The sequence below is a fragment of the Caulobacter sp. BE264 genome (assembly GCF_031457805.1).
Lineage (GTDB): Bacteria > Pseudomonadota > Alphaproteobacteria > Caulobacterales > Caulobacteraceae > Caulobacter.
In genome coordinates this window covers 63,509-84,481 of the sequence record NZ_JAVDXI010000003.1, presented here as the reverse complement: position 1 = coordinate 84,481, position 20,973 = coordinate 63,509, and the positions used below count along the sequence as shown (strand labels likewise).

At 66.9% G+C, this 20,973-nt stretch carries 20 protein-coding genes and 1 tRNA gene; 13 read left to right on the top strand and 8 right to left on the bottom strand.

Annotation, left to right across the window (positions count from 1 at the left end; translation table 11 throughout):
* The first annotated feature begins 19 nt into the window (after positions 1-19).
* The 6 genes from J2X45_RS08585 to ptsN all read left to right on the top strand — a co-directional run bounded on the left by J2X45_RS08585 (position 20) and on the right by ptsN (position 4,877).
* The gene (locus tag J2X45_RS08585) at positions 20-574 is read left to right on the top strand and encodes an LptA/OstA family protein (protein WP_310213762.1); all 555 of its coding nucleotides are present in this window, start codon (positions 20-22) and stop codon (positions 572-574) included.
* Positions 575-582: 8 nt separating this feature from the next.
* Positions 583-1,341: an LPS export ABC transporter ATP-binding protein gene (gene lptB / locus J2X45_RS08580; protein WP_310213761.1), complete on the top strand. Its 759-nt coding sequence runs from the start codon at positions 583-585 to the stop codon at positions 1,339-1,341.
* Between the two features lie 138 nt (positions 1,342-1,479).
* Positions 1,480-2,973: an RNA polymerase factor sigma-54 gene (rpoN, locus tag J2X45_RS08575; protein ID WP_310213760.1), complete on the top strand. Its 1,494-nt coding sequence runs from the start codon at positions 1,480-1,482 to the stop codon at positions 2,971-2,973.
* A gap of 49 nt (positions 2,974-3,022) precedes the next feature.
* The gene (locus tag J2X45_RS08570) at positions 3,023-3,637 is read left to right on the top strand and encodes an exopolysaccharide biosynthesis protein (protein ID WP_310213759.1); all 615 of its coding nucleotides are present in this window, start codon (positions 3,023-3,025) and stop codon (positions 3,635-3,637) included.
* A gap of 63 nt (positions 3,638-3,700) precedes the next feature.
* Complete coding sequence (gene hpf, locus J2X45_RS08565) at positions 3,701-4,327, top strand: ribosome hibernation-promoting factor, HPF/YfiA family (protein WP_310213758.1); 627 nt, start codon at positions 3,701-3,703, stop codon at positions 4,325-4,327.
* 85 nt (positions 4,328-4,412) lie between these two features.
* Positions 4,413-4,877: a PTS IIA-like nitrogen regulatory protein PtsN gene (ptsN, locus tag J2X45_RS08560; RefSeq protein ID WP_310213757.1), complete on the top strand. Its 465-nt coding sequence runs from the start codon at positions 4,413-4,415 to the stop codon at positions 4,875-4,877.
* A gap of 13 nt (positions 4,878-4,890) precedes the next feature.
* On the opposite strand, the gene J2X45_RS08555 is transcribed toward ptsN, so the two are convergent.
* The 4 genes from J2X45_RS08555 to J2X45_RS08540 all read right to left on the bottom strand — a co-directional run bounded on the left by J2X45_RS08555 (position 4,891) and on the right by J2X45_RS08540 (position 6,601).
* Positions 4,891-5,160 carry a DUF1150 family protein gene (locus tag J2X45_RS08555; RefSeq protein ID WP_310213756.1) on the bottom strand — a complete coding sequence of 90 codons (270 nt, stop codon included), beginning with the start codon at positions 5,158-5,160 and terminating at the stop codon, positions 4,891-4,893.
* An 83-nt stretch (positions 5,161-5,243) separates the two neighbouring features.
* Positions 5,244-5,672, bottom strand: coding sequence for an Hsp20 family protein (locus J2X45_RS08550; protein WP_310213755.1), 429 nt, complete (start codon positions 5,670-5,672; stop codon positions 5,244-5,246).
* 169 nt (positions 5,673-5,841) lie between these two features.
* Positions 5,842-5,917: transfer RNA gene (locus J2X45_RS08545), tRNA-Ala, on the bottom strand.
* Positions 5,918-6,130: 213 nt separating this feature from the next.
* On the bottom strand, positions 6,131-6,601 hold the full coding sequence (locus J2X45_RS08540) for a TIGR02300 family protein (RefSeq protein WP_310213754.1): 471 nt from the start codon (positions 6,599-6,601) through the stop codon (positions 6,131-6,133).
* A gap of 118 nt (positions 6,602-6,719) precedes the next feature.
* Here J2X45_RS08540 and aroA point away from each other — a divergent pair, with 118 nt between their 5' ends.
* From aroA to mscL, 5 genes are all read left to right on the top strand, one after another.
* Entirely contained in the window at positions 6,720-8,051 is a 1,332-nt protein-coding gene (gene aroA, locus J2X45_RS08535; RefSeq protein ID WP_310213753.1) for a 3-phosphoshikimate 1-carboxyvinyltransferase, read from the top strand.
* Positions 8,052-8,165: 114 nt separating this feature from the next.
* Complete coding sequence (gene cmk / locus J2X45_RS08530; protein WP_310213752.1) at positions 8,166-8,807, top strand: (d)CMP kinase; 642 nt, start codon at positions 8,166-8,168, stop codon at positions 8,805-8,807.
* A gap of 146 nt (positions 8,808-8,953) precedes the next feature.
* Entirely contained in the window at positions 8,954-10,663 is a 1,710-nt protein-coding gene (gene rpsA / locus J2X45_RS08525) for a 30S ribosomal protein S1 (protein ID WP_015923317.1), read from the top strand.
* 213 nt (positions 10,664-10,876) lie between these two features.
* Entirely contained in the window at positions 10,877-11,167 is a 291-nt protein-coding gene (locus J2X45_RS08520; RefSeq protein WP_010921415.1) for an integration host factor subunit beta, read from the top strand.
* An 83-nt stretch (positions 11,168-11,250) separates the two neighbouring features.
* On the top strand, positions 11,251-11,670 hold the full coding sequence (mscL, locus tag J2X45_RS08515; RefSeq protein WP_310213744.1) for a large-conductance mechanosensitive channel protein MscL: 420 nt from the start codon (positions 11,251-11,253) through the stop codon (positions 11,668-11,670).
* Positions 11,671-11,748: 78 nt separating this feature from the next.
* On the opposite strand, the gene J2X45_RS08510 is transcribed toward mscL, so the two are convergent.
* On the bottom strand, positions 11,749-14,595 hold the full coding sequence (locus J2X45_RS08510) for a pitrilysin family protein (protein WP_310213743.1): 2,847 nt from the start codon (positions 14,593-14,595) through the stop codon (positions 11,749-11,751).
* Between the two features lie 162 nt (positions 14,596-14,757).
* Between J2X45_RS08510 and J2X45_RS08505 the strand changes: the two genes are divergently transcribed.
* Both J2X45_RS08505 and J2X45_RS08500 read left to right on the top strand, forming a co-directional pair.
* Positions 14,758-15,351, top strand: coding sequence for a biliverdin-producing heme oxygenase (locus J2X45_RS08505; RefSeq protein WP_310213742.1), 594 nt, complete (start codon positions 14,758-14,760; stop codon positions 15,349-15,351).
* Positions 15,320-17,854, top strand: a complete 2,535-nt coding sequence (locus tag J2X45_RS08500) for an HWE histidine kinase domain-containing protein (RefSeq protein WP_310213740.1) — start codon at positions 15,320-15,322, stop codon at positions 17,852-17,854. Before J2X45_RS08505 ends, J2X45_RS08500 begins: the two co-directional genes overlap by 32 nt.
* Before the next feature lie 100 nt (positions 17,855-17,954).
* Here J2X45_RS08500 and J2X45_RS08495 read toward each other — a convergent pair whose 3' ends face one another.
* Genes J2X45_RS08495 through acs form a run of 3 tightly spaced genes read right to left on the bottom strand, consistent with a single transcriptional unit; the run spans position 17,955 to position 20,907 of the window.
* Complete coding sequence (locus tag J2X45_RS08495) at positions 17,955-18,386, bottom strand: DCC1-like thiol-disulfide oxidoreductase family protein (protein ID WP_310213739.1); 432 nt, start codon at positions 18,384-18,386, stop codon at positions 17,955-17,957.
* On the bottom strand, positions 18,371-18,931 hold the full coding sequence (locus J2X45_RS08490) for an SRPBCC family protein (protein ID WP_310213737.1): 561 nt from the start codon (positions 18,929-18,931) through the stop codon (positions 18,371-18,373). The genes J2X45_RS08495 and J2X45_RS08490 overlap by 16 nt, the downstream gene beginning before the upstream one ends.
* Positions 18,932-18,963: 32 nt before the next feature.
* Entirely contained in the window at positions 18,964-20,907 is a 1,944-nt protein-coding gene (gene acs, locus J2X45_RS08485) for an acetate--CoA ligase (RefSeq protein ID WP_310213735.1), read from the bottom strand.
* Positions 20,908-20,973: the final 66 nt, after the last annotated feature.

Sequence of the window (20,973 nt, the reverse complement as noted above, 5' to 3'; positions counted from 1 at the left end):
GGATGAGGACATGGTTCTGATGAAGCGATGGACGGCTGCGGCGGCGACCGCGTTGATCCTGTCTGGTGTTGGGGCCGCAGGTGCGGTGCAAGCGCGGCAGAGCGCGTCCAGCGCGCCTATCGACGTGTCCGCTGATGAACAGCAGACCTTCAACAGCACCTGCACGACGATCTTCATCGGCAATGTCGAGATTCTGCAGAACCGGTCGCGGTTGCGCGCTCAGAAGGTGACCATCCTCAGCGCCAAGCCTGCGGGCGGCGCGACCGGCTGCGGCGCGGCGCAACGCATGGAGGCCGAAGGCGGCGTCTATCTCGTCAGCGACCAGCAGAACGCCCGCGGCGACCGCGCCGTGTACACCTTCAACAACAACACGGCGGTCCTTACCGGGGACGTCATTCTGGTGAAGGGCAAGGATGTCGCCCGGGGTGACCGCCTGACCGTGAACACCAAGACCAACGACGCCAAGCTTGAGTCGACCGCTTCGGGCCAAAGCGCCAAGCGCCGCGTGCGCGCGGTGTTCTACCAGGACGACGCCCAGGCGTCCGACGCGCCGGCCCCGGCCGAGCCGCGCTAGGATTCCGAATGACCCTGACCTCCAACGACATGGACGGCTTGTTCGTCGATTCCGTGGGCAAGTCGTTCGGCGATCGTCCGGTCGTCAAGAACGTGTCCCTGCGCCTGAAGCGCGGCGAGGTGGCGGGCCTCCTCGGCCCCAACGGCGCGGGCAAGACGACCTGTTTCTACATGGTCACGGGCCTGATCGCCGCCGACTACGGCGCGATTTATCTGGACGGTGAGAACATTACGTCCCAGCCGATGTTCCAGCGCGCCCGCCTGGGCGTGGGCTATCTGCCGCAGGAAGCCTCGATCTTCCGGGGCATGACCGTCGAGCAGAACGTCATGGCCGTGGTCGAGATGCGCGAGCGCGATCCGCGCAAGGCGCGCGAGCAGGTCACCAGTATTCTCGAGGAACTGCGGATCACCCACATCCGTAAGTCGCCCGCCGTCGCCCTGTCGGGCGGCGAGCGTCGTCGGGTGGAAATCGCCCGCGCCTTGGCGTCCGAGCCGTCTTTCATGCTGCTGGACGAACCCTTCGCCGGCATCGATCCCCTGGCGATCGCCGACATCCGCGAGGTGATTGGCTATCTGAAGGGGCGCGGCATCGGCATCCTGATCACCGACCACAACGTCCGTGAGACGCTCGACATCATCGATCGCGCCTCGATCATCCATGCGGGCGAGGTGCTGTTCGAGGGTTCGCCGCGCGAGATCGTCGAAAACCCGGAAGTGAAGCGCGTTTATCTGGGCGAGAGCTTCACCGAGCCGCGTCTGGGCGACTAAGGCCTTGTTTTGCAAGGCTTAAGCCTTTTTCCGGGACACTCGGTCGCACCGGCCCGATTATTGCAGGCGTTCGCGACCCGTTAACCAGAACCGCTCTTCAATGGCGTTCGAAAGTTTTTCGTACGTCAGGAGGGCGCATTGGCGCTCAGCCATCGACTAGAGCTCAGGCAGGGCCAGGGCCTCGTCATCACCCCGCAACTGCAGCAGGCCATCAAGCTGCTGCAGCTGTCGAACATCGAGCTCGACGCCTTCGTCGAGGCCGAGCTGGAGCGCAATCCGCTCCTGCAGCGTGACGAGGGCGATCATGAGCCGGCCGCCGAGGTTGCGGCCGAGCGGGACGCCAGCCTGACCCAGGTCGACGCTGTGGCCGATACGACGGCCGGGCGCGAGCTGGACACGCCCTCCGACGACGTTTCCCCAGGCGAGCGCGCTACGGGCGACGGGGCGGAGGCCGAGCACGCCGGCGGCCAAATCGACTGGTCGCGCGCGGGCGGCGGCGGTTCTTTTGAGAGCGACGAAGGCTACGAGCGGGCGCTCACCGACACGCCGACTCTCGCTGCGCACCTCCGGACGCAGCTGGTCCAGGCCGCGCTGTCTCCGGCCCGCAACGCCATCGCCGAGATCCTGATCGACGCCGTCGATGAGGGCGGCTACCTGCGCCTCGACGTCGCTGAACTGGCCGGTCGCCTGGGCTGCGCCCTCGAAATCGTCGAAGAGACGCTGACGGTGCTGCAGGGCTTCGAGCCTGTCGGCGTCTTTGCGCGAGACGTGCGCGAGTGCCTGGCGCTGCAGCTGAAGGATCTCAATCGCTACGATCCGGCGATGGCCGCGATGCTCGATCACCTGGAGCTGCTGGCCAAACGCGACCTGGCCGCCCTGCGGCGGATCTGCGGCGTCGACGACGAAGATCTGCGCGAGATGATCGGCGAGATCCGCGCCCTGAATCCCCGACCGGGCGCGGCCTATCACAGCGAGCCCGCCGAGACCCTGGTGCCGGACGTCATGGTCCGCGAGGGGCTGGGCGGGATGTGGCACGTGGAGCTGAACACCGACACCCTGCCGCGCGTGCTGGTCGACCAGCGCTATCACGCCCGGGTCTCGAAAGGCGCGCGCAGCGACCAGGAAAAGACCTTTGTCGCCGACTGCATGGCCTCGGCCAACTGGCTGGTGAAGAGCCTGGATCAGCGCGCCAAGACCATCCTGAAGGTCGCCAGCGAGATCGTCCGCCAGCAGGACGGCTTCCTGGCCTTCGGCGTGGAGCATCTGCGCCCTCTGAACCTGAAGACGGTCGCCGACGCCATCGGCATGCACGAGAGCACGGTCAGTCGCGTCACCTCGAACAAGTACATCGCCACGCCGCGCGGGGTGTTCGAGCTGAAATTCTTCTTCACCTCGGCCATCCAGTCCTCGGAGGGCGGCGAGGCCCACTCGGCCGCCAGCGTGCGTCACAAGATCAAGGGCCTGGTTGACGCCGAGAAATGCGAGGCCGACGTCCACTCTGACGACCGCATCGTGGAAATTCTCAAGGCGGCCGGGGTCGACATCGCCCGCCGGACCGTGGCCAAGTATCGCGAGGCCATGCGGATCCCCTCGTCGGTGGAACGTCGCCGGCTGATGAAGGAAGCGGTCTGAAGCCGCCTCCTTTTCGTCGCCCGCGCGTTCCCGAGCGGGCCGAGAGGATTTGATGAGCGAAAAGAGTCTGGCCGACGTTATCGAGGGCTTTGGCGAAGACGCCAGCCCCACCCTGACCGTCGGGCAAATGCTGGCCGCGTTCGACAGCCGCGCCTTTGGCGCGATGCTGCTGGTGTTTGGTCTGCTGAACACCCTGCCCCTACCGCCGGGGTCGTCGACCGTCCTGTCCTTGCCGATCCTGCTCCTGGCGCCGCAGATCGCCATGGGCGCCGATACGCCCTGGCTGCCGCGCGGCCTGGCTGACAAGCCGCTGAAGCGCGACGATCTGCGCGGCCTGTTCCGAAGGTTGGGACCGATCGTTCGCAACATGGAGCTGATCACCCGCCCCAGGCTGCGGCCTTTGTTCGCACCTCTGGGCGAAAGAGCGATCGGGGTGATCTGCACCCTGCTGGCTCTGGTGCTGGTGCTGCCCATCCCTCTGGGCAATCTGGCGCCCGGCGCAACAGTGGCGGTGCTGGCCCTGGCCCTGCTCCAGCGCGACGGAATCCTAGCCCTGCTGGGCTATCTGATGGCCGTGGGCAGTGGGGCGCTTCTGTTCGTCAGCGCCCATGTCGTCGTGCTGGGGGCCCGCAAGCTTCTGGGGGTGTTTTCGGGACTCTTTTAAGGGCGCCCAAAAGCCACGAAAGCGCCGCTTGACACCCGTCGGCGACAGGCGCGTTGTATCGATATGCAAGTCCAAGTCTCCGGCAAGCATGTCGACGTTGGTGAGGCTCTGCGAGCGCGAGTCTCCGACGAAATCGCTCAAAGCATCGGCAAATACTTCGATCGCGGCGGAGCCGCCGAGGTCGTGGTCAGCAAGGACGGCTACGCCTTCCGTGTCGATTGCTCGGTCAAGCTGGCTTCAGGTCAGCAGCTCATCAGCCACGGATCGGGAGGTGACGCGCATGCGGCCTTTGACGCGGCCCTGGCCAAGATCGATACGCGGATCAGGCGCTATAAGAGGCGGCTGAAGAGCCACTCTGCGGCGGCGACGGCCAAGCAGGTCGAAAACGCCGCGATGTTCGTTCTGCGCGCGCCGGAAGGCGATGATGCGGATGACGATTGGGACGTTGAAGCCGACCACCCGACGGGCGCGCCCGCGGCGATGGTCATTGCGGAAACCCAAGCCGCGATGAAGACAATGACCGTTTCCATGGCTGTCATGGAACTGGACTTGACCGCATACCCAGCAATCGTGTTTAGGAACGCCGCCCACGGGGGCATCTCTGTGGTGTATCGGCGTCCAGACGGGAATATCGGCTGGATCGACCCCGAACGCACGAAGTCGAACGGACACGGGTCAACCGCGAGCTAACCAGACCGTGTCATGGTCTGGCGCCGTCGGTGGATTTCCGTCGACGGCGCCAGGGCGGTCGGAAACTAGCGAGCGTTGGAAGTCCATGACCATCGGCGACCTTCTTGAGCCCGGAGCGGTGGCGCTACGCGCTAGCGCGCCCGGCAAGCGCCAGGCGCTTTCGATGGTCGCGGATTTGGCCGGCCGCATTCTTGGCGTGGATCCCGAGGCTGCCCTTGAGGGTCTTGTCGAGCGCGAAGCGGCGGGCTCCACCGGGGTTGGCGAGGGCGTCGCGATCCCGCACGCCCGTTTGGACGGCCTGGACCGCGTCCGCGCGGTCGTTGTGCGCCTGGACACGCCCGTGGCGTTCGACGCGCTTGATGACAAGCCCGTGGACCTGCTTGTCGCGCTGTTCGCGCCCAGAGACGCCAACGCTCAGCATTTGCGGGCTCTGGCCCGGGTGGCGCGGATGATGCGTCAACCCGAGACCCGGGCCGCCGTTCGTCAGGCCCGCTCGGCGGACGCGATCCATGTCTTGCTGACGGACGAACCGGCCAGCACGGCCGCCTGACGACCTTCCAGTCTTAGTGCACTGACACCGGCGCCAGCTCGTGCGCGAGGGCGGCGGCGATCGCTGTGTCGCGGTCGATCATCACCGCCAAGCGCGCGCCGTCGGCCCGGCATACGGCATACAGGGTCTGGTCCGGTGAAAGATCGAAGCCGTCGACGCCCTCCGGGGCGTCGGCCAGGATCTCGGCGGCCTTGATCGGCCTGACATAGACGAGGTCTGGCGCGCCAAGAGCCGCGAAGGCTTCGTGCGTGAACGGTCGTCTCTGTTGCGTGTTGGGCGTCATAGGACCACCTCCTTGGTTTAGGGAACGCGCCGTGCTGCGCGCGGTTCAGACCGCGAGGGCTCAAGGCGGGTTCCGCGCGGCGTTCAGCCCGCGCTGCGGATCGGGATCTTCTTCACCAGACGCTCGGGCGACGGGCGGGCCAGGTCGATGTGCAGCAGGCCGTGCTCCAGCGTGGCGGCTGTAACCTCCATGCCCTCGGCGAGCACGAAGGTGCGCACAAAGCCGCGCGCCGCGATCCCGCGATGCAGGAAGGCTCGCTCAGCCTCGGCGCGGCCATCTGCGGTCTCGCGCTTGCCGGCGACGACCAGTTGGCCGCCCTCGACGGTCACGTGCAGCTGCTCGGGCGAAAAGCCCGCGACGGCCAGCGTGATGCGAACGCCGCCATGCTCGGCCTGCTCGACATTGTAGGGCGGGTAGCTTTCCGAAGCGGCCTTTGCGGCGCGCTCGATCAGGTCTCGGGTATGTTCGAAGCCCAGCAGGAAGGGGCTGTCGAACAAAATCGTCCGGGTCATCGCGAAGTCCTCGCTGAAGCGACTTCGTTCGCAGAGACAAGCCCGAGGATCGGCGCCGGTCGCCACGATACGACGCCAGACATGGCGCGCGGGCGCGGCCGGTTCAAGAGGAGGAGGGAAACAGAAGCCCAAAATGGACAAGGCCCGGACGTTTCCGTCCGGGCCTTGATGGTGGAGCTAAGCGGAGTCGAACCGCTGACCTCTTGAATGCCATTCAAGCGCTCTACCAGCTGAGCTATAGCCCCAAATTTTTCTGAGAGAACCTGGAGGTAACTCTCGGAAATCCTTGGTCTCTTCGGCGTTTCGACTGGTGTCGCTCCCCGAAGAGGCGCGGAAACTAGTCCGGGAATTTTCTGGGATCAAGCCTCTTCTCGAACTTTTTTCGAGAAAAATCTCGGGGCTCCCGAAACGCCTGTGGACAGCCGGTTTCGACGGTCTCGAAACCGGCTGTCTCAGGATCAGTCGTCGACGCCCTCGCCCGGGAGACCTTCGATCTCCTCGTCGAGAATGTCCTCGTCATCCTCGTCTTCGAGGAAGGGAACATCGTCGCCGTCTTCGTCGGCGAGGTCTTCGTCTTCGGCGAAATCGACGCCAAGGTCGTCGCCGCCGGCCGGGGTCGGCGCGCCCGGATCGACGTCTTCATCGTCGGTTTCGACGACGTCGGCCTCAGCGGCCTCATCGATTTCGGGGGTGTCGTCGACTTCGTCCTCGTAGCCGTCGACCTCCTTCGGCGCGACCGCTTCCTTCTCGTCGTCGGCGTCATAGTCCGGCGTGACGGCGCGGGCGCGGACGCGGCGCGACTTCAGGGCCTCTTCGGGGTCAAACTGTTCGCCGCATTTGGGGCAGACAGCGGGACGACGGTTGAGGTCGTAGAACTTCGACTGGCAGTTGGGGCAGATTTGTTTTGCGCCCAGGTCGGGATTGGCCAAGTTGGCGACCCTTTGATCCGGATGGGAAAAGCGGCCGGTCACTTGCCATGGCGCGAGCCCGCTGTCAAAAGCAAACCCCTTCGCGAAAACCACCAAGTACTAAGGAGCCGGTTTCGGCATGTCGCTGGCTGGATTGAAGAGCGCCCCCGGAGGCGCTCTGCGAGGGATCGTGCGCGCTCCGGGAGACAAGTCCATTTCGCACCGTTCGATGATCCTGGGCGCGCTCGCGACCGGGACGACGACGGTCGAGGGTCTGCTGGAGGGCGACGACGTTCTCGCCACGGCGCGGGCTATGCAAGCCTTCGGCGCGCGCATTGAGCGCGAGGGCGTCGGGCGCTGGCGCATCGAAGGCAAGGGCGGCTTCGAAGAGCCGTCCGACGTCATCGATTGCGGCAACGCCGGCACTGGCGTGCGCCTGATCATGGGCGCGGCGGCGGGCTTTCCGATGTGCGCCACCTTCACCGGCGATCAGTCGCTGCGGGGTCGACCGATGGGCCGGGTGCTGGATCCTCTGGCCCGCATGGGCGCCACGTGGCTGGGTCGCGACAGGGGGCGCCTGCCTCTGACCCTGAAGGGCGGCAACCTGCGGGGCCTCAACTACACCCTGCCCATGGCCTCGGCCCAGGTGAAGTCGGCCGTGCTGCTGGCGGGCCTGCACGCCGAGGGCGGCGTGGAGGTGATCGAGCCTGAAGCCACCCGCGACCACACCGAACGCATGCTGCGCGCCTTCGGGGCCGAGGTGATCGTTGAGGACCGCAAGGCCGGCGACAAGACCTTCCGCCATGTGCGCCTGCCTGAGGGGCAGAAACTGACCGGGACCCACGTGGCCGTGCCGGGGGACCCCTCGTCGGCCGCGTTCCCGCTGGTGGCGGCCCTGATCGTTCCCGGCTCGGAAGTGACGGTCGAGGGCGTGATGCTCAACGAATTGCGCACGGGCCTGTTCACGACGCTGCAGGAGATGGGCGCGGATCTCGTCATCTCGAACGTCCGAGTCGCCAGCGGCGAAGACGTCGGCGACATCACCGCCCGCTATTCCAAGCTCAAGGGCGTGGTCGTCCCGCCCGAGCGCGCGCCGTCGATGATCGACGAGTATCCGATCCTGGCCATCGCCGCCGCCTTCGCCGAGGGCGAGACGGTGATGCGCGGCGTCGGCGAGATGCGCGTCAAGGAAAGCGACCGCATCAGCCTGACCGCCAATGGCCTGAAGGCGTGTGGCGTCCAGGTCGTCGAGGAGCCGGAAGGCTTCATCGTCACCGGGACCGGCCAGCCGCCGAAGGGCGGAGCGACCGTCATTACGCACGGTGATCACCGCATCGCCATGAGCCACCTGATCCTGGGCATGGCCGCCCAGAACGAGGTGGCGGTGGACGAGCCGGGCATGATCGCCACCAGCTTCCCGGGCTTCGCCGACCTGATGCGTGGCCTCGGCGCGACGCTGGCGGAAGCCTAGGGAGCCGAAACCTCGCCCTTCGACAGGCTCAGGGTGCGGTTTCTACTGGAAGGCCTGTCCTATCGTCCTCACCCTGAGCTCGTCGAAGGGCGAGGACGACGCACGGAGCTCACCATGGCTTTCATCATCGCCGTCGACGGTCCGGCCGCCTCGGGCAAGGGCACGATCGCAGGGCGTCTGGCGGCGCTCTACGACTATCCGCTGCTGGACACCGGCCTGCTCTATCGCGCGGTCGGCGTCGCGATCCTGGATGGCGCGGGTGACCTGGACGATCCGATCGCCGCCGAGGCCGTGGCCCGCGCGCTCGACCTGTCGGCTCTGGACCGGGCCGAGGTGCGCACCCGCGCCGCCGGCGAGGCCGCCAGCCGTTGCGCGGTGCATCCGGGCGTCCGCGCGGCCCTGCTGGACCTGCAGCAGGCGTTTGCGGCGCGCGAGCCGGGCTCGGTCATCGACGGCCGTGACATCGGCACGGTGATCGCGCCCCACGCTCCGGCCAAGCTCTATGTCACCGCCCGCCCTGAGGTGCGCGCCGAGCGCCGTTGGAAGCAGCTGGTGGGGCAAGGCGAAGACGTCGCGTTCGAGGACATCCTGGCCGACATCCACAAGCGCGACGCCCGTGACGGCGGGCGCAAGGACGCGCCGATGACGCAGGCGCCCGACGCCGTCTTGCTCGACACGTCGGAAATGACTATAGAGCAGGCCTTCGATGCGGCCCGCCGTATCGTCGAGGACGCGCGCGCCCGTCACCGGCTCTAGCCGGAGGGCAAATCCACCGCCGGCCTCGCCGCGATCAAGAACATCGCGGGCCCGCTTTCAAACCCACTTCATCCGGAATCCCGAGAACCGTTTTTCCGACGGGGCTCATCCCAGGGCTTCCCCCAACCTAGAGACCAAAGATCAGCATGGCTGACGATATGAGCTTCAACCCGACGCGCGACGATTTCGAAGCGCTCCTCAACGACTCCATGGGCGGCCGTGACTTCGCCGAAGGCACCGTCGTCAAGGGCAAGGTCGTCGGGATCGAAAAGGACTTCGCCATCATCGACGTCGGTCTGAAGACCGAAGGCCGCGTCCAGCTGAAGGAATTCGGCGTCGACGAAAACGGCAAGGCCACCGTGAAGGCCGGCGACACCGTCGAAGTCTTCCTGGAACGCCTCGAAAACGCCATGGGCGAAGCGGTCATCAGCCGCGAGAAGGCCAAGCGCGAAGAAGCCTGGACCCGTCTGGAAGGCGTCTACGCCCGCAACGAGCCCGTCATGGGCGCGATCGTCGGCCGCGTGAAGGGCGGCTTCACCGTCGACCTGGGCGGCGCCTCGGCCTTCCTGCCGGGCAGCCAAGTGGACATCCGTCCGGTCCGCGACGTCGGTCCGCTGATGGGCAAGGAACAGCCCTTCGCCATCCTGAAGATGGACCGTCCGCGCGGCAACATCGTCGTCTCGCGTCGCGCCATCCTGGAAGAAGCCCGCGCCGAGCAGCGCACCGAGCTGGTGTCGCAGCTGCAAGAGGGTGAAATCCGCGAAGGCGTCGTCAAGAACATCACCGACTACGGTGCGTTCGTTGACCTCGGCGGCATCGACGGCCTGCTGCACGTCACCGACATGAGCTGGAAGCGCGTCAACCACCCGAGCCAAGTGCTCGCCGTGGGCGACACCGTGAAGGTCCAGATCGTCAAGATCAACCCGGACACCCAGCGCATCTCGCTCGGCATGAAGCAGCTGCAGTCGGATCCGTGGGACGGCGTTGAAGCCAAGTACCCGGTCGGCGCCAAGTTCACCGGCCGCATCACCAACATCACCGACTACGGCGCCTTCGTGGAGCTGGAAGCCGGCGTTGAAGGCCTGGTGCACGTGTCGGAAATGTCGTGGACCAAGAAGAACGTCCACCCCGGCAAGATCGTCTCGACCTCGCAGGAAGTCGACGTCGTGGTCCTGGACGTCGATCCGTCCAAGCGCCGCGTCTCGCTGGGCCTGAAGCAAGCCCTGGCCAACCCGTGGGAAGCCTTCCTGGAAGCCCACCCGGTCGGCTCGACCGTCGAAGGCGAAGTCAAGAACGCGACCGAGTTCGGTCTGTTCGTCGGCCTCGACAACGACATCGACGGCATGGTGCACCTGTCGGACATCGACTGGAGCGTCCCGGGCGAAGAAGCCATGGCGCGCTACAAGAAGGGCGACATGGTCAAGGCGAAGGTTCTCGACGTCGACGTCGAGAAGGAGCGCATCTCGCTGGGCATCAAGCAACTGGCTGGCGACCCGATGTCGGGCGACACCTACCGCAAGAACCAGACCGTGACCGTCACCGTCACGGAAGTCACCTCGGGCGGCATCGAAGTCCGCTTCGGTGAAGACGACGCCCCGATGACCGCCTTCATCCGCAAGTCGGACCTGTCGCGCGATCGTCAGGAGCAGCGTCCGGAGCGCTTCGCCGTGGGTGACCGCGTCGACGCCCAGATCACCAACGTTGACAAGGCCGCGCGCCGCGTCTCGCTGTCGATCAAGTCGCTGGAAATGGCCGAAGAGAAGGAAGCCATCGAGCAGTTCGGCTCGTCGGACTCCGGCGCTTCGCTGGGCGACATCCTGGGCGCGGCCCTGCGCGAGCGGGCCAGCAAGGACTAAGCTTCGTCTTCCATAGACGTTGAAGTTGGCGGCGGCTGGAGTGATCCAGCCGCCGTTTTCTTTTGCGTGAAAGTCTGAGCGATGGTCGTCATCGCACCGTCATATTAACCGAACCGCGTTCGAGAATTTCATGCAACCCCTTGAAGACTCAGCCGTCGTTGGGCAAAGGTCCGCTCGCGCCCTTCTCCTCCTAGGGGCGTTCCGGGGATTTCGATGATCAAGTCTGAACTCATCGCCAGGCTCGCGAATGAAAATCCGCACCTGACGCAGAAGGACGTCGAGCGCGTCGTCGGCGTGATCCTCGAACGAATGATCGGCGCCTTGGAAGATGGTGGTCGGGTCGAGCTACGGGGCTTTGGGGCGCTTTCAGTTCGTTCGCGCCCCGCCCGCACGGGCCGCAATCCGCGCACCGGCGAAGCCGTGGACGTTCGCGCAAAGCATGTGCCGTTCTTCAAGAGCGGCAAGGAGCTGCGCGCCCGGCTAAACGCGGACGGCGACGAATAGCAACAATTGTGAACCGGGCTTGACCCAAGGTCACGAACACCCGCAGCTTCCCCCACGCTGATAAGTGTGGAGGGGGCTCTTTCATGAGCATGGTCAAGGAATTCCGCGAGTTCATCGCGCGGGGCAATGTCATCGATCTGGCCGTCGGCGTGATCATCGGCGCGGCGTTCAACGGCATCGTCAAGAGCCTGGTCGATCAGGTGATCATGCCGCCGATCGGCCTGCTGACCGGCGGGTTGGATTTCTCGAAGCTGGAATGGGTGCTGCGCCCCGAGGATCCGGCGACCGAGGCGATCGAGAAGGTGGCGATCCAGTACGGCGCCTTCATCAACACCGTGATCCAGTTCTTCATCGTCGCCATGGTGGTGTTCCTGTTGGTCAAGCTGGTCAACGAAATCCGCCGCCAGGACGCCGCCGAGCCCGCGCCAGCCGCGCCGGCCGGGCCTACTGCCGAAGAAACGCTGCTCACCGAGATCCGCGACCTTCTGGCCAAGAAGGGCTGATCCAGGCGACAGCCGAACATGGAAAGGCCGGCCGCTGTCGCCAGCGGCCGGCCTTTTTCGTTTCCGAAACGCGACGACCTACTGGGTCAGGCCGGGCGCATCCAGGTCCAGCTTGGCGGCCGGGATCACCGTAGCGTTCGGCGCGGCCTTAGCCAGGGTCTCGCCCATGGCCTTTGCGTCGCCGGCGACGATCACGCTCATCTGGGCCGGGTCGAGCTTGGCTTTGGCGAAGGCCTGGACCTGCTCGGGTGTCACGGCCTCGACCTTGGACGCGTAGCTCTGGATCTCGGTCAGCGGCACGCCGTAGACGGCGAGGTTGCCCAGGATGCCGGCCAGGCCTTCCGAGGTGCCGAGGTCACGACCAAAGCCGCCCACCAGCACCGACTTGCGGGCGGCCAGCTCACCGACCGAGGCCGGTTCGTTGGCCAGACGGCTGAGCTCGGCGCGGGTGAGGCTGATCACCTCGCCGGCCGAGGGGTTCTTGGTCTGCACGCGCGCCGAGAAGCCGCCGAACTGGCCCTGCGGCGTCAGGCTGGAGCCGGCGCCGTAGGACAGGCCGCGCTTGATGCGGATTTCCTGGTTCAGGCGCGAGGAGAAGCCCACGCCCAGCACAGTGTTGGCCACGACGCCCTGATAGTAGCTGGGGTCGGCGCGGGTGATGGCGGGCTTGGCCAGAACCACGGCGGCCTGGCCCGTGCCGGGCAGGTCGATGACCACATTGCGCGGCTTGTAGCCGGTGGGCGCCGCCGGCGGGACCGGCGGTGGTGTGGCGGGCTTCTTCCAGCCGCCGAACGCCTTTTCCGCCAAGGCGAAGCCGGCCTCGGGCGACAGGTTGCCGGTGACGACCAGCACCGCGTTGTCCGGCCGCCAGTAGGCGGCGTGGGTCTTGGCCAGGTCCTCGCGCTTGATCTTCGGCAGCGAGCCGGGCGTGCCGCCCGCGACATGGCCGTAGGCCGAGCCGGCGTAGAGCACGGGGCTGGTGGCGAAGCTGGCGAGGCTGCCCGGACGCTGGAAGGCGACCGAAAGGCCGTCCAGGGTCTCGGCGCGGACACGATCCAGCTCCTCGGCCTTGAAGGCGGGATTCTGGGCGACGTCGGCCATGATCGCCATGGCGGGCTCGGCGTTGTTGGCCGTGACGCTGAGGGTCAGCGACGCGGCTTCCCAGCCCGATCCAGCCGACAGATTGGCGCCGAGCGCTTCAGTCTCGCGCGCGACCTGCGTCGCCGAGCGGCTGGCGGTGCCTTCGGTCAGCAGCTCGGAGGTCAGGCTGGACGTGCCGGCCAGACCGGCGGGATCGGAACTGGCGCCGCCCTTGACGGTCAGGGTCGAGGTGATCAGTGGGAGCTCGCTGGACTTGGCGACGATGACCCGCAGGCCGTTGGCCAGGGTCTTCTCCGATGGCGTCGGCATCACCGCCGGAACCGGAGCGGCGACCGCCGGCGGCTTCTCGCGCTCGGCCTCCGGCGCCAGGGTGGTGATCGGGCCGTCGTACTTGACCGAGGCCACCTTCGGGATTGGCGGCGTGGCGTCCTTTTCGCCGGCCGGGCGATCCTTTTCGGGCAGATAGTTGATCACCGTGCGGCGATCGTCGGCCAGATACTTGCGGGCCACGCGCTGGATGTCGGCGGCGGTCACCGCCTGCAGCTTGGCCAGGCTGGTGTTGGCGGCGGCGGCGTCGCCCTCGGTCTGCAGAGCGTAGCCGATGGCGAAGCCGCGGCCGTCGATCTCCTCGCGACGACGCACGGCGTCGGCCAGCAGGCCGGCCTTGGCCTCGGCCAGTTCGGCCGGGGTCACCAGACCGTCGCGGACGCGGGCGACCTGGGCGCGCAGGGCGGCCTCGCCCTGGGCTACGGTCTTGCCGCCGGCCATGATGGCGCCGACGTAGAAGAGGCCCGGCTGGGCGTTGTTCGGGGCCGACGAGAACACCGACTGGGCGATCTTCTGGTCATAGACCAGGCTGTCATAGAGGCGCGACGACTTGCCGGCGGTCAGGATGGCGTCCAGCACCGCCAGGGCCGGGGCGTCCGCATCGGCCGCCGCCGGGGCCAGCCAAGTGATGGCCAGGGCCGGCAACGGCACGTTGGGACCATAGGTGTTCACGGTCTTGGGCCCGGTGCGGGCCGGCTCGACCGCCGTGACCTTCGGGATCGCGCCTTGGGGCGTGGTCAGCGACCCGAAGTACTTGTCGATCATCGCGTCCAGCTTGGCCTGGTCGAAATTGCCCACGATGATCAGGGCGGCGTTGTCCGGGCGATAATAGGTGCGGTGGAAGGCGCGCACGTCGTCGACGGTCGCGGCGTCCAGTTCCTCGATCGAACCGATGCCCGGACGCTGATAGGGGTGGACGGCGAACGACTGCTGCGGGATCGACAGGGCGAAGAAGCGGCCATAGGGGTCGGCCAGGACGCGCTGGCGCAGCTCTTCCTTCACGACGTCGCGCTCGGAGGCGAACACCGCCTCGTCGATCACCAGCGATTTCAGGCGATCGGCCTCGGCCCAGATCAGCCGCTCCAGGTGATTGGCCGGCACCACTTCGTAGTAGTTGGTGAAGTCGTCCCAGGTGGAGGCGTTGTTGAAACCGCCCACGTCCTCGGTGAGACGGTCCACCGTCTCGTTGGGCATGTTGCGCGTAGCCTTGAACATCAGGTGCTCGAACAGGTGCGCGAAACCCGAGCGGCCTTGCGGGTCGTCCTTGGAGCCGACGCCGTACCACACCTGCACCGAGACGTTGGGCGTGGTGGTGTCGCGCGAGGTGAACACCTTCATGCCGTTGGCCAGGACGCGCTGCTGATAGGCGATCGGCGGAACAGCGATCGAGGCGGTCGCGGCGGGCTGCGCCTGGGCCGGCGCGGCCAGAGCGAGCGGCGACAGCGCCGTGGTGGACAGAGCCGCGGCTACGAGGGCCAGCTTGGCGGTGCGGATCATTCGCGAAAGTCTCCTGAACAGTTCGAAACGACCCTAGCACCGCGTTCGGGCCGGGAAACCTTACCGAGAATTCATGTGGGCGGAACCAAGCGGCGACGTCTGAGTTAGAGTAGGTCCACTCGTCCCCATGACCCCTTGGGCTGACGGGCCACGGGGGGAAACTTGTCGGACTATCTGCTACGCGACCGCCTGAAGGTCGCGACGCTTCGGGAGCACGCCGCGCTGGACGCGGTCGTCACGCGAGCGCACCTGGAAACGCGGGCCGGCTATGGCGCCTTCTTGATCGCGTCCGCCCAAGCCGTGGCGCCCCTCGAACTGGCGCTGGAACGCGCGGGCGTTGACGAATGGCTGCCGTCGTGGCGTCTGCACGCCCGACGTCGGGCCCTGGCATGCGATCTGCGTGACCTTGGCCTGACCGGATCGAACGGCCCCGAGGCGGTGATCCCCTCCCGCGATTTTGGCGTGGGCGTCCTCTATGTGTTGGAGGGCTCGCGCCTGGGCGGCCGGGTGCTGTCGCGACAGGTGCGCGAGGCCGATGTCGGGGCGCCGGTCGCCTATCTCACGCATGGCGCCGAGCAGAACCTCTGGCGCGCCTTCCTGATGTGGCTTGAAGGTCTCTCCAAAGTCGACTTGCGGACAGACGCCGTCGAAGCCGGTGCGCGATATGGGTTTCGATGTTTCTCGGACGCGTTCGAGAGCCTCGCCCCGCCGACTGGAGGCCCGAATGCCCGAGGCTGCGCCCATGTCCGGGTTTGACGTCAATCTCACCAACTGCGACCGCGAGCCGATCCACATTCTCGGGTCGGTTCAGCCTTTCGGGTTCCTGCTGGCGGTGAATTCCGACTGGGTGGTGGCGCATGCGTCAACCTCGACGCTGCGTTATCTGGGCGTGTCGGCCGAAGACCTTCTGGGCAGGCCGCTGACCCAGGTCATGAGCGGTCACGCCATCCACAATATCCGAGGCCGGCTGCAGATCATGCGCGGCGCCGATGCGGTCGAGCGTATGTTCGGCCAGCCTCTGGTCGACGGCGGCGAGGACTTCGATCTGGCGCTGCATTATTCCGGTCGCCTCCTGGTCATCGAGGCCGAGCCCAGCCATCCGGAAATCCTGATCGAGGCGGCTTCCGCCGTGCGCTCGATGACGACGCGCATCAGCGCCCGCCCGACCTTCGAGGAATTCTGCCACGAGGCCGCCCGGCAGGTGCGGGCGCTGACCGAGTTCGACCGTGTGATGGTCTATCGCTTCGCCCATGACGGCGCGGGCGAGGTGATCGCCGAGTCGGTGCGGCCCGGCATCGGCTCGTTCCTGGGGCAGCGCTATCCGGCCTCGGACATTCCGGCGCAGGCGCGCGCGCTCTACGAACGCAACTGGCTGCGGATCATCGTCGACATCGACGCGGAGGTCTCGCCGATCCTCCCGCCCGTCAGCGCGACCGGCGAGCCGGTGGACCTGTCGATGAGCATGCTGCGCGCGGTCTCGCCGATCCATATCGAGTATCTGCGCAACATGGGGGTGGCCGCCTCGCTGTCGATCTCAATCCTGCGGGACGGCAAGCTGTGGGGCCTGTTCGCCTGTCACCACTACGCGCCCAAGCATGTCAGCTACGAACGCCGCACGGCGGCGGAGCTGTTCGGGCAGCTGTTCTCGCTGACGCTGGAGAGCCGTGAGCGTGAGGCCGAGACGCGGCGGATGGCCGAGGCGCGCGCCCTGCACGACCGCATGATGACCGCTGTCGTCGGCGCCCAACCCGGCGCCGACAGCCTGATCCCATTCCTGGATGACCTGTGCCGACTGGTGCACTGCGATGGCATGGCGCTGTGGCTGGACGGACGGCTGACCTTGCGCGACGCCACGCCCAGCGCCAGCGACGTGCACACCCTGATCCGCCTGCTCCGCGAAAAGGACACCCACGCCGTCTTCGCCACCCACGACATCAGCGCGCTCCTGCCGGCGGCGGCCGACTGGTCGGAGAAGGCGGCGGGGATGATGGCTGTGCCGTTGTCCCGGGCCCCGCGGGACTACCTGATCTTCTTCCGCAAGGAGGAGGCCAAGACCCTGGTCTGGGGTGGCAAGCCGGAAAAGCTGGCCACCGTCGGGCCGCTGGGCGATCGGTTGACGCCTCGCAAGAGCTTCGAGGCGTGGGAGGAGACCGTGCGGGGCCAGAGCCGCCCCTGGACGACGGTCGAGCGCTCGCTGGCCGAGAGCATGCGGGCCAGCCTGCTTGAAATCGTCTTCCGTCTGACCGATCTGGCCGACGCCGAACGCCAGCGCGCCAATCAGCGCCAGGAGCTCCTGATCGCTGAACTGAACCATCGGGTCCGCAATATCCTAGGGCTGATCCGCGGGCTGATCAGCCAGAGTCAAGCCGGCGTCGGCAGCGTCGAGGAGTTCGCGGAGGTCGTGGGCGGTCGCGTTCAGGCGTTGGCTCGCGCTCACGACCAGATCACGCGCCACCAGTGGGGGCCAGGGGCGCTGAGCGACCTGATCATCGCCGAGGCCGAAGCGTATTTGTCGTCGAAGGCCCAGCGCGTTCGTCTCACGGGCGCGCCGACCGCCCTGGCGCCCGAGGCGTTCTCCATCCTGTCGCTGGTCATCCACGAGCTGATGACCAATTCCGCCAAGTACGGCGCGCTGTGCGACCAGCGCGGCTCGGTCACCATCGACTGGACGCGGGATGCGAAGGGCGATCTGATCATTGACTGGCGCGAGCACGATGGCCCGCGGGTCAAGCCGCCCACGCGACGCGGCTTTGGCTCGACCATCATCGAACATTCGATCCCTCACGACCTCAGCGGCGAGGTCGCGCTCGACTACCGTCCGGAAGGCTTCCGGGCGCGGATCCGCATCCCGGGACGCTATGTGACCAGCGAGGGCATGGCGGCGGTGGTCAGCCAGCCACGCCGGTCCGACGCACCTGTCCGCGCGCCTGAGCGTATGCTGGTGCTCGAAGACAACATGATCATCGCCCTGGACCTTGAGGACATGCTGGCCCGGCTGGGCGTCAAGGACATCAACGTGGTCTCCAGCGTCGCCCAGGCGCTCGAGGCCCTGGCCGACGGTCCGCCGCCGTTCGCGATCCTGGACGTCAATCTCGGCGCGGAGACCAGTTTCCCGGTCGCTGACGCCCTGCTGGCGGCGGGGGCGCCTTTCGCGTTCGGCACGGGCTTCGGCGACAGCGCCGCGTTCCCGGACCGTTTCCGGGAGATTCCCGTCCTGCAAAAGCCCTACAGCGCCGAGAGCGTCGCGGCCCTGTTCTAGAGCATTTTTCGAGCGAAGTGGTTCCGGTTCGCGTGAAGAAAAATGCGTAAAAACAAAATATTAGAGCTCACTGCCTGACGCAGTCAGGTCGTGAAATGCTCTAGTCCAGCAGGAAGCGCCCACGGAGCTCTGGCGTCGGGATCTGGCACTGGTCGTCCTTGCCGAAGATCCGGTAGCGGTGGGCGGCGACAAAGTCATACGCCCGATCGGTCACGCCGCGCGGCAGGCGCTCGACTGAGGCGAACCAGCGCCACGGAGCGGGAAGGCGGCGCAGCAGCGCGGCCAAGGCGGCTGTCTTGCGCAGCGGTCGGCCGCGATCCAGGAACAGGAAGCTTTCCGGCGCATCGGGGTCCAGGCCATGACGTGTCGCCAGCCGCCGGCCGAAGGGCGACTGTATCGGCGTGAAGCGAATGACGCCGTGACGATCGAGCCGCATCACCGTCCTGACCACGCCGTCACACAGATGGCAGACGCCGTCGAACAGCATCAGGGCGTCAGGGGGCGCGTCAGTGTCGGTCATCCGCCCTCGCACTCCCGCCGGAGCGCCGCCAAGGATTGGGGGACCGTCCGGCGCATCAGGCCGGAGACAAGGCCCGCGGGCACGGCGAAGGGGGCCGTGGCCCACAGGTCGTAAGTGACCCGCGTGCGCGCGCCGCCATCCAGAGGCTCCAGACGCCAGAAACCGTCACAGGCGCGAATGTCGCCGTCGATGCAGGTGAAGCGGATTTCCCGGTCAGGCCGGAGCGCCAGACGCGCCCGTGACTGCATCGCCGGTAGAAAGAAGCCCCACTTGACCGTGTGTTCGCGGATCTCCGATCCGTCGGGCTCGCGGGCGATCACCTTGCAGCGCTTGACCCCGGGGCTCATCCGCGCGGCGCGATCGCAGTCCAGGATGACGCGGTACACCACCGACGGCGGCGCAGCGATCTCGATGCTGGCCCGGACCGCGCCTCGCCCCCGGTCGTCGGCGTGCGCCTCGACCTGAACGCCGTCGTTCTTGACGGCCCATTCGGAGGCCCCGCGCGCGGGCGCGGCGATCGTGAGCAGCAACAAGGCGAGCGGAGCGAAACGGCGCATGCGCCGAAGCTAACGCGCCGATGTGACTTTCGTCAGGCCCCCGCGCGGTTCTTGACCAGATCGTCGACGACCGACGGATCGGCCAGAGTCGAGGTGTCGCCGAGGCTGCCCAGCTCGTTCTCGGCGATCTTGCGCAGGATGCGGCGCATGATCTTGCCCGACCGGGTTTTGGGCAGGCCCGGGGCCCATTGCAGGACGTCGGGCGCGGCGAACGGACCGATCTCGTGCCGGACCCACAGGATCAGGTCCTTGCGCAGCGCGTCCGTGGCCTCGATCCCCGCCTTGAGCGTCACATAGGCGTAGACGCCCTGGCCCTTGATGTCGTGCGGATAGCCAACAACGGCCGCCTCGGCGACGGTCTCGTGGGCCACGAGGGCGCTCTCGATCTCGGCCGTGCCCAGGCGGTGGCCCGAGACGTTGATCACGTCGTCGACCCGGCCGGTGATCCAGTAGTAGCCGTCCGCGTCGCGGCGGCAGCCGTCGCCGGTGAAGTACTTGCCGGGATAGGTCGAGAAATAGGTCTCGAAGAATCGCTGGTGATCGCCATAGACGGTCCGCATCTGGCCCGGCCAGCTGTCGGTGATCACAAGGTTGCCTTCGGTGGCGCCGTCCAGGACCTGACCCTCGGCGTCCACCAGCTGCGGCTTGACGCCCGGCAAGGGTTTGGAGGCCGAGCCCGGCTTCAGGGCGGTGGCGCCGGGCAGCGGCGTGATCAGCATGCCGCCGGTCTCGGTCTGCCACCAGGTGTCGACGATCGGCAGTTTCCCCTTGCCGACCACGCGGTGGTACCAGAGCCAGGCCTCAGGATTGATCGGCTCGCCGACGCTGCCAAGGATACGCAGGGACGACAGGTCGTTCTTGGTGACATGGTCGTCGCCCTCGCGCATCAGGGCGCGCAGGGCCGTGGGAGCGGTGTAGAAGATCTCGACCTTGTGCTTGTCGATCACCTCCCAGAAGCGGCTGGGGGTCGGATAGTTCGGCACGCCTTCGAAGATCAGGCTGGTCCCGCCATTGGCCAGCGGGCCGTAGACGACGTAGCTGTGACCCGTGACCCAGCCCACGTCGGCCGTGCACCAGAAGACCTCGCCCGGCTTGTAGTCGAACACCGCCCAGAAGGTCCAAGAGGCCCAGGCCAGATAGCCGCCGGTGGTGTGCAGCACGCCCTTGGGCTTACCCGTCGAGCCCGAGGTGTAGAGGATGAACAGCGGGTCCTCGGCGTTCATCGGCTCAGGCGGGCAGTCGGCCGAGACGGTGTCGCGCACGTCCTGCCAGACGATGTCGCGGCCCGACTTCAGGGGCACGTCCGCGCCGGTCCAGCGGATCATCAGCACCTTGCCCACCCACGGACAGTGCTTCAGCGCCTCGTCGATATTGGCCTTCAGCGGCACGCGACGGCCGCCGCGGCGGCCCTCGTCGGCGGTGATCACGAAGTGCGAGGCGCAGTCCTGGATCCGGCCGGCGATGCTCTCGGGCGAGAAGCCGCCGAACACGACCGAGTGCACCGCGCCGATACGGGCGCAGGCCAGCATGGCGACGGCCGCCAGGGGAACCATCGGCAGATAGATGGTGACGCGGTCGCCCTTGGTGACGCCCTGCGCCTTGAGGACGTTGGCCATGCGGCAAACCTCCTCGTGCAGCTGGCCATAGGTCAGCGTGCTGGAGGTTCCAGGCTCGTCGCCCTCGAACACCAGGGCCACGTCATCTGTCTTGGCCGGCAGGTGGCGGTCGATGCAGTTGGCCGAGACGTTGAGAACGCCGTCCTCGTACCAGCGGATACGGAAGTCCTCCTTGGCGTAGGAGACGTCCTTGATCTTGGTGGGCGCCTTGATCCAGTCGAGGCGGGCGGCGAGGTCGCGCCAGTAGCCTTCCGGATCGGCCTCGACGCAGGCCAGCGCCGCCTCATAGGCGGTGGCGTCGATATGGGCGTCTTGCGCCAGCTCCTCAGGAACCGGGAAAACCTGTCCGTCGCTCACCACCGCACTCCCTTATCTTGTTGGCCGCTGGCATAGGCGATGCGCCTTCCTCGGCGCAAGAAGACCAAT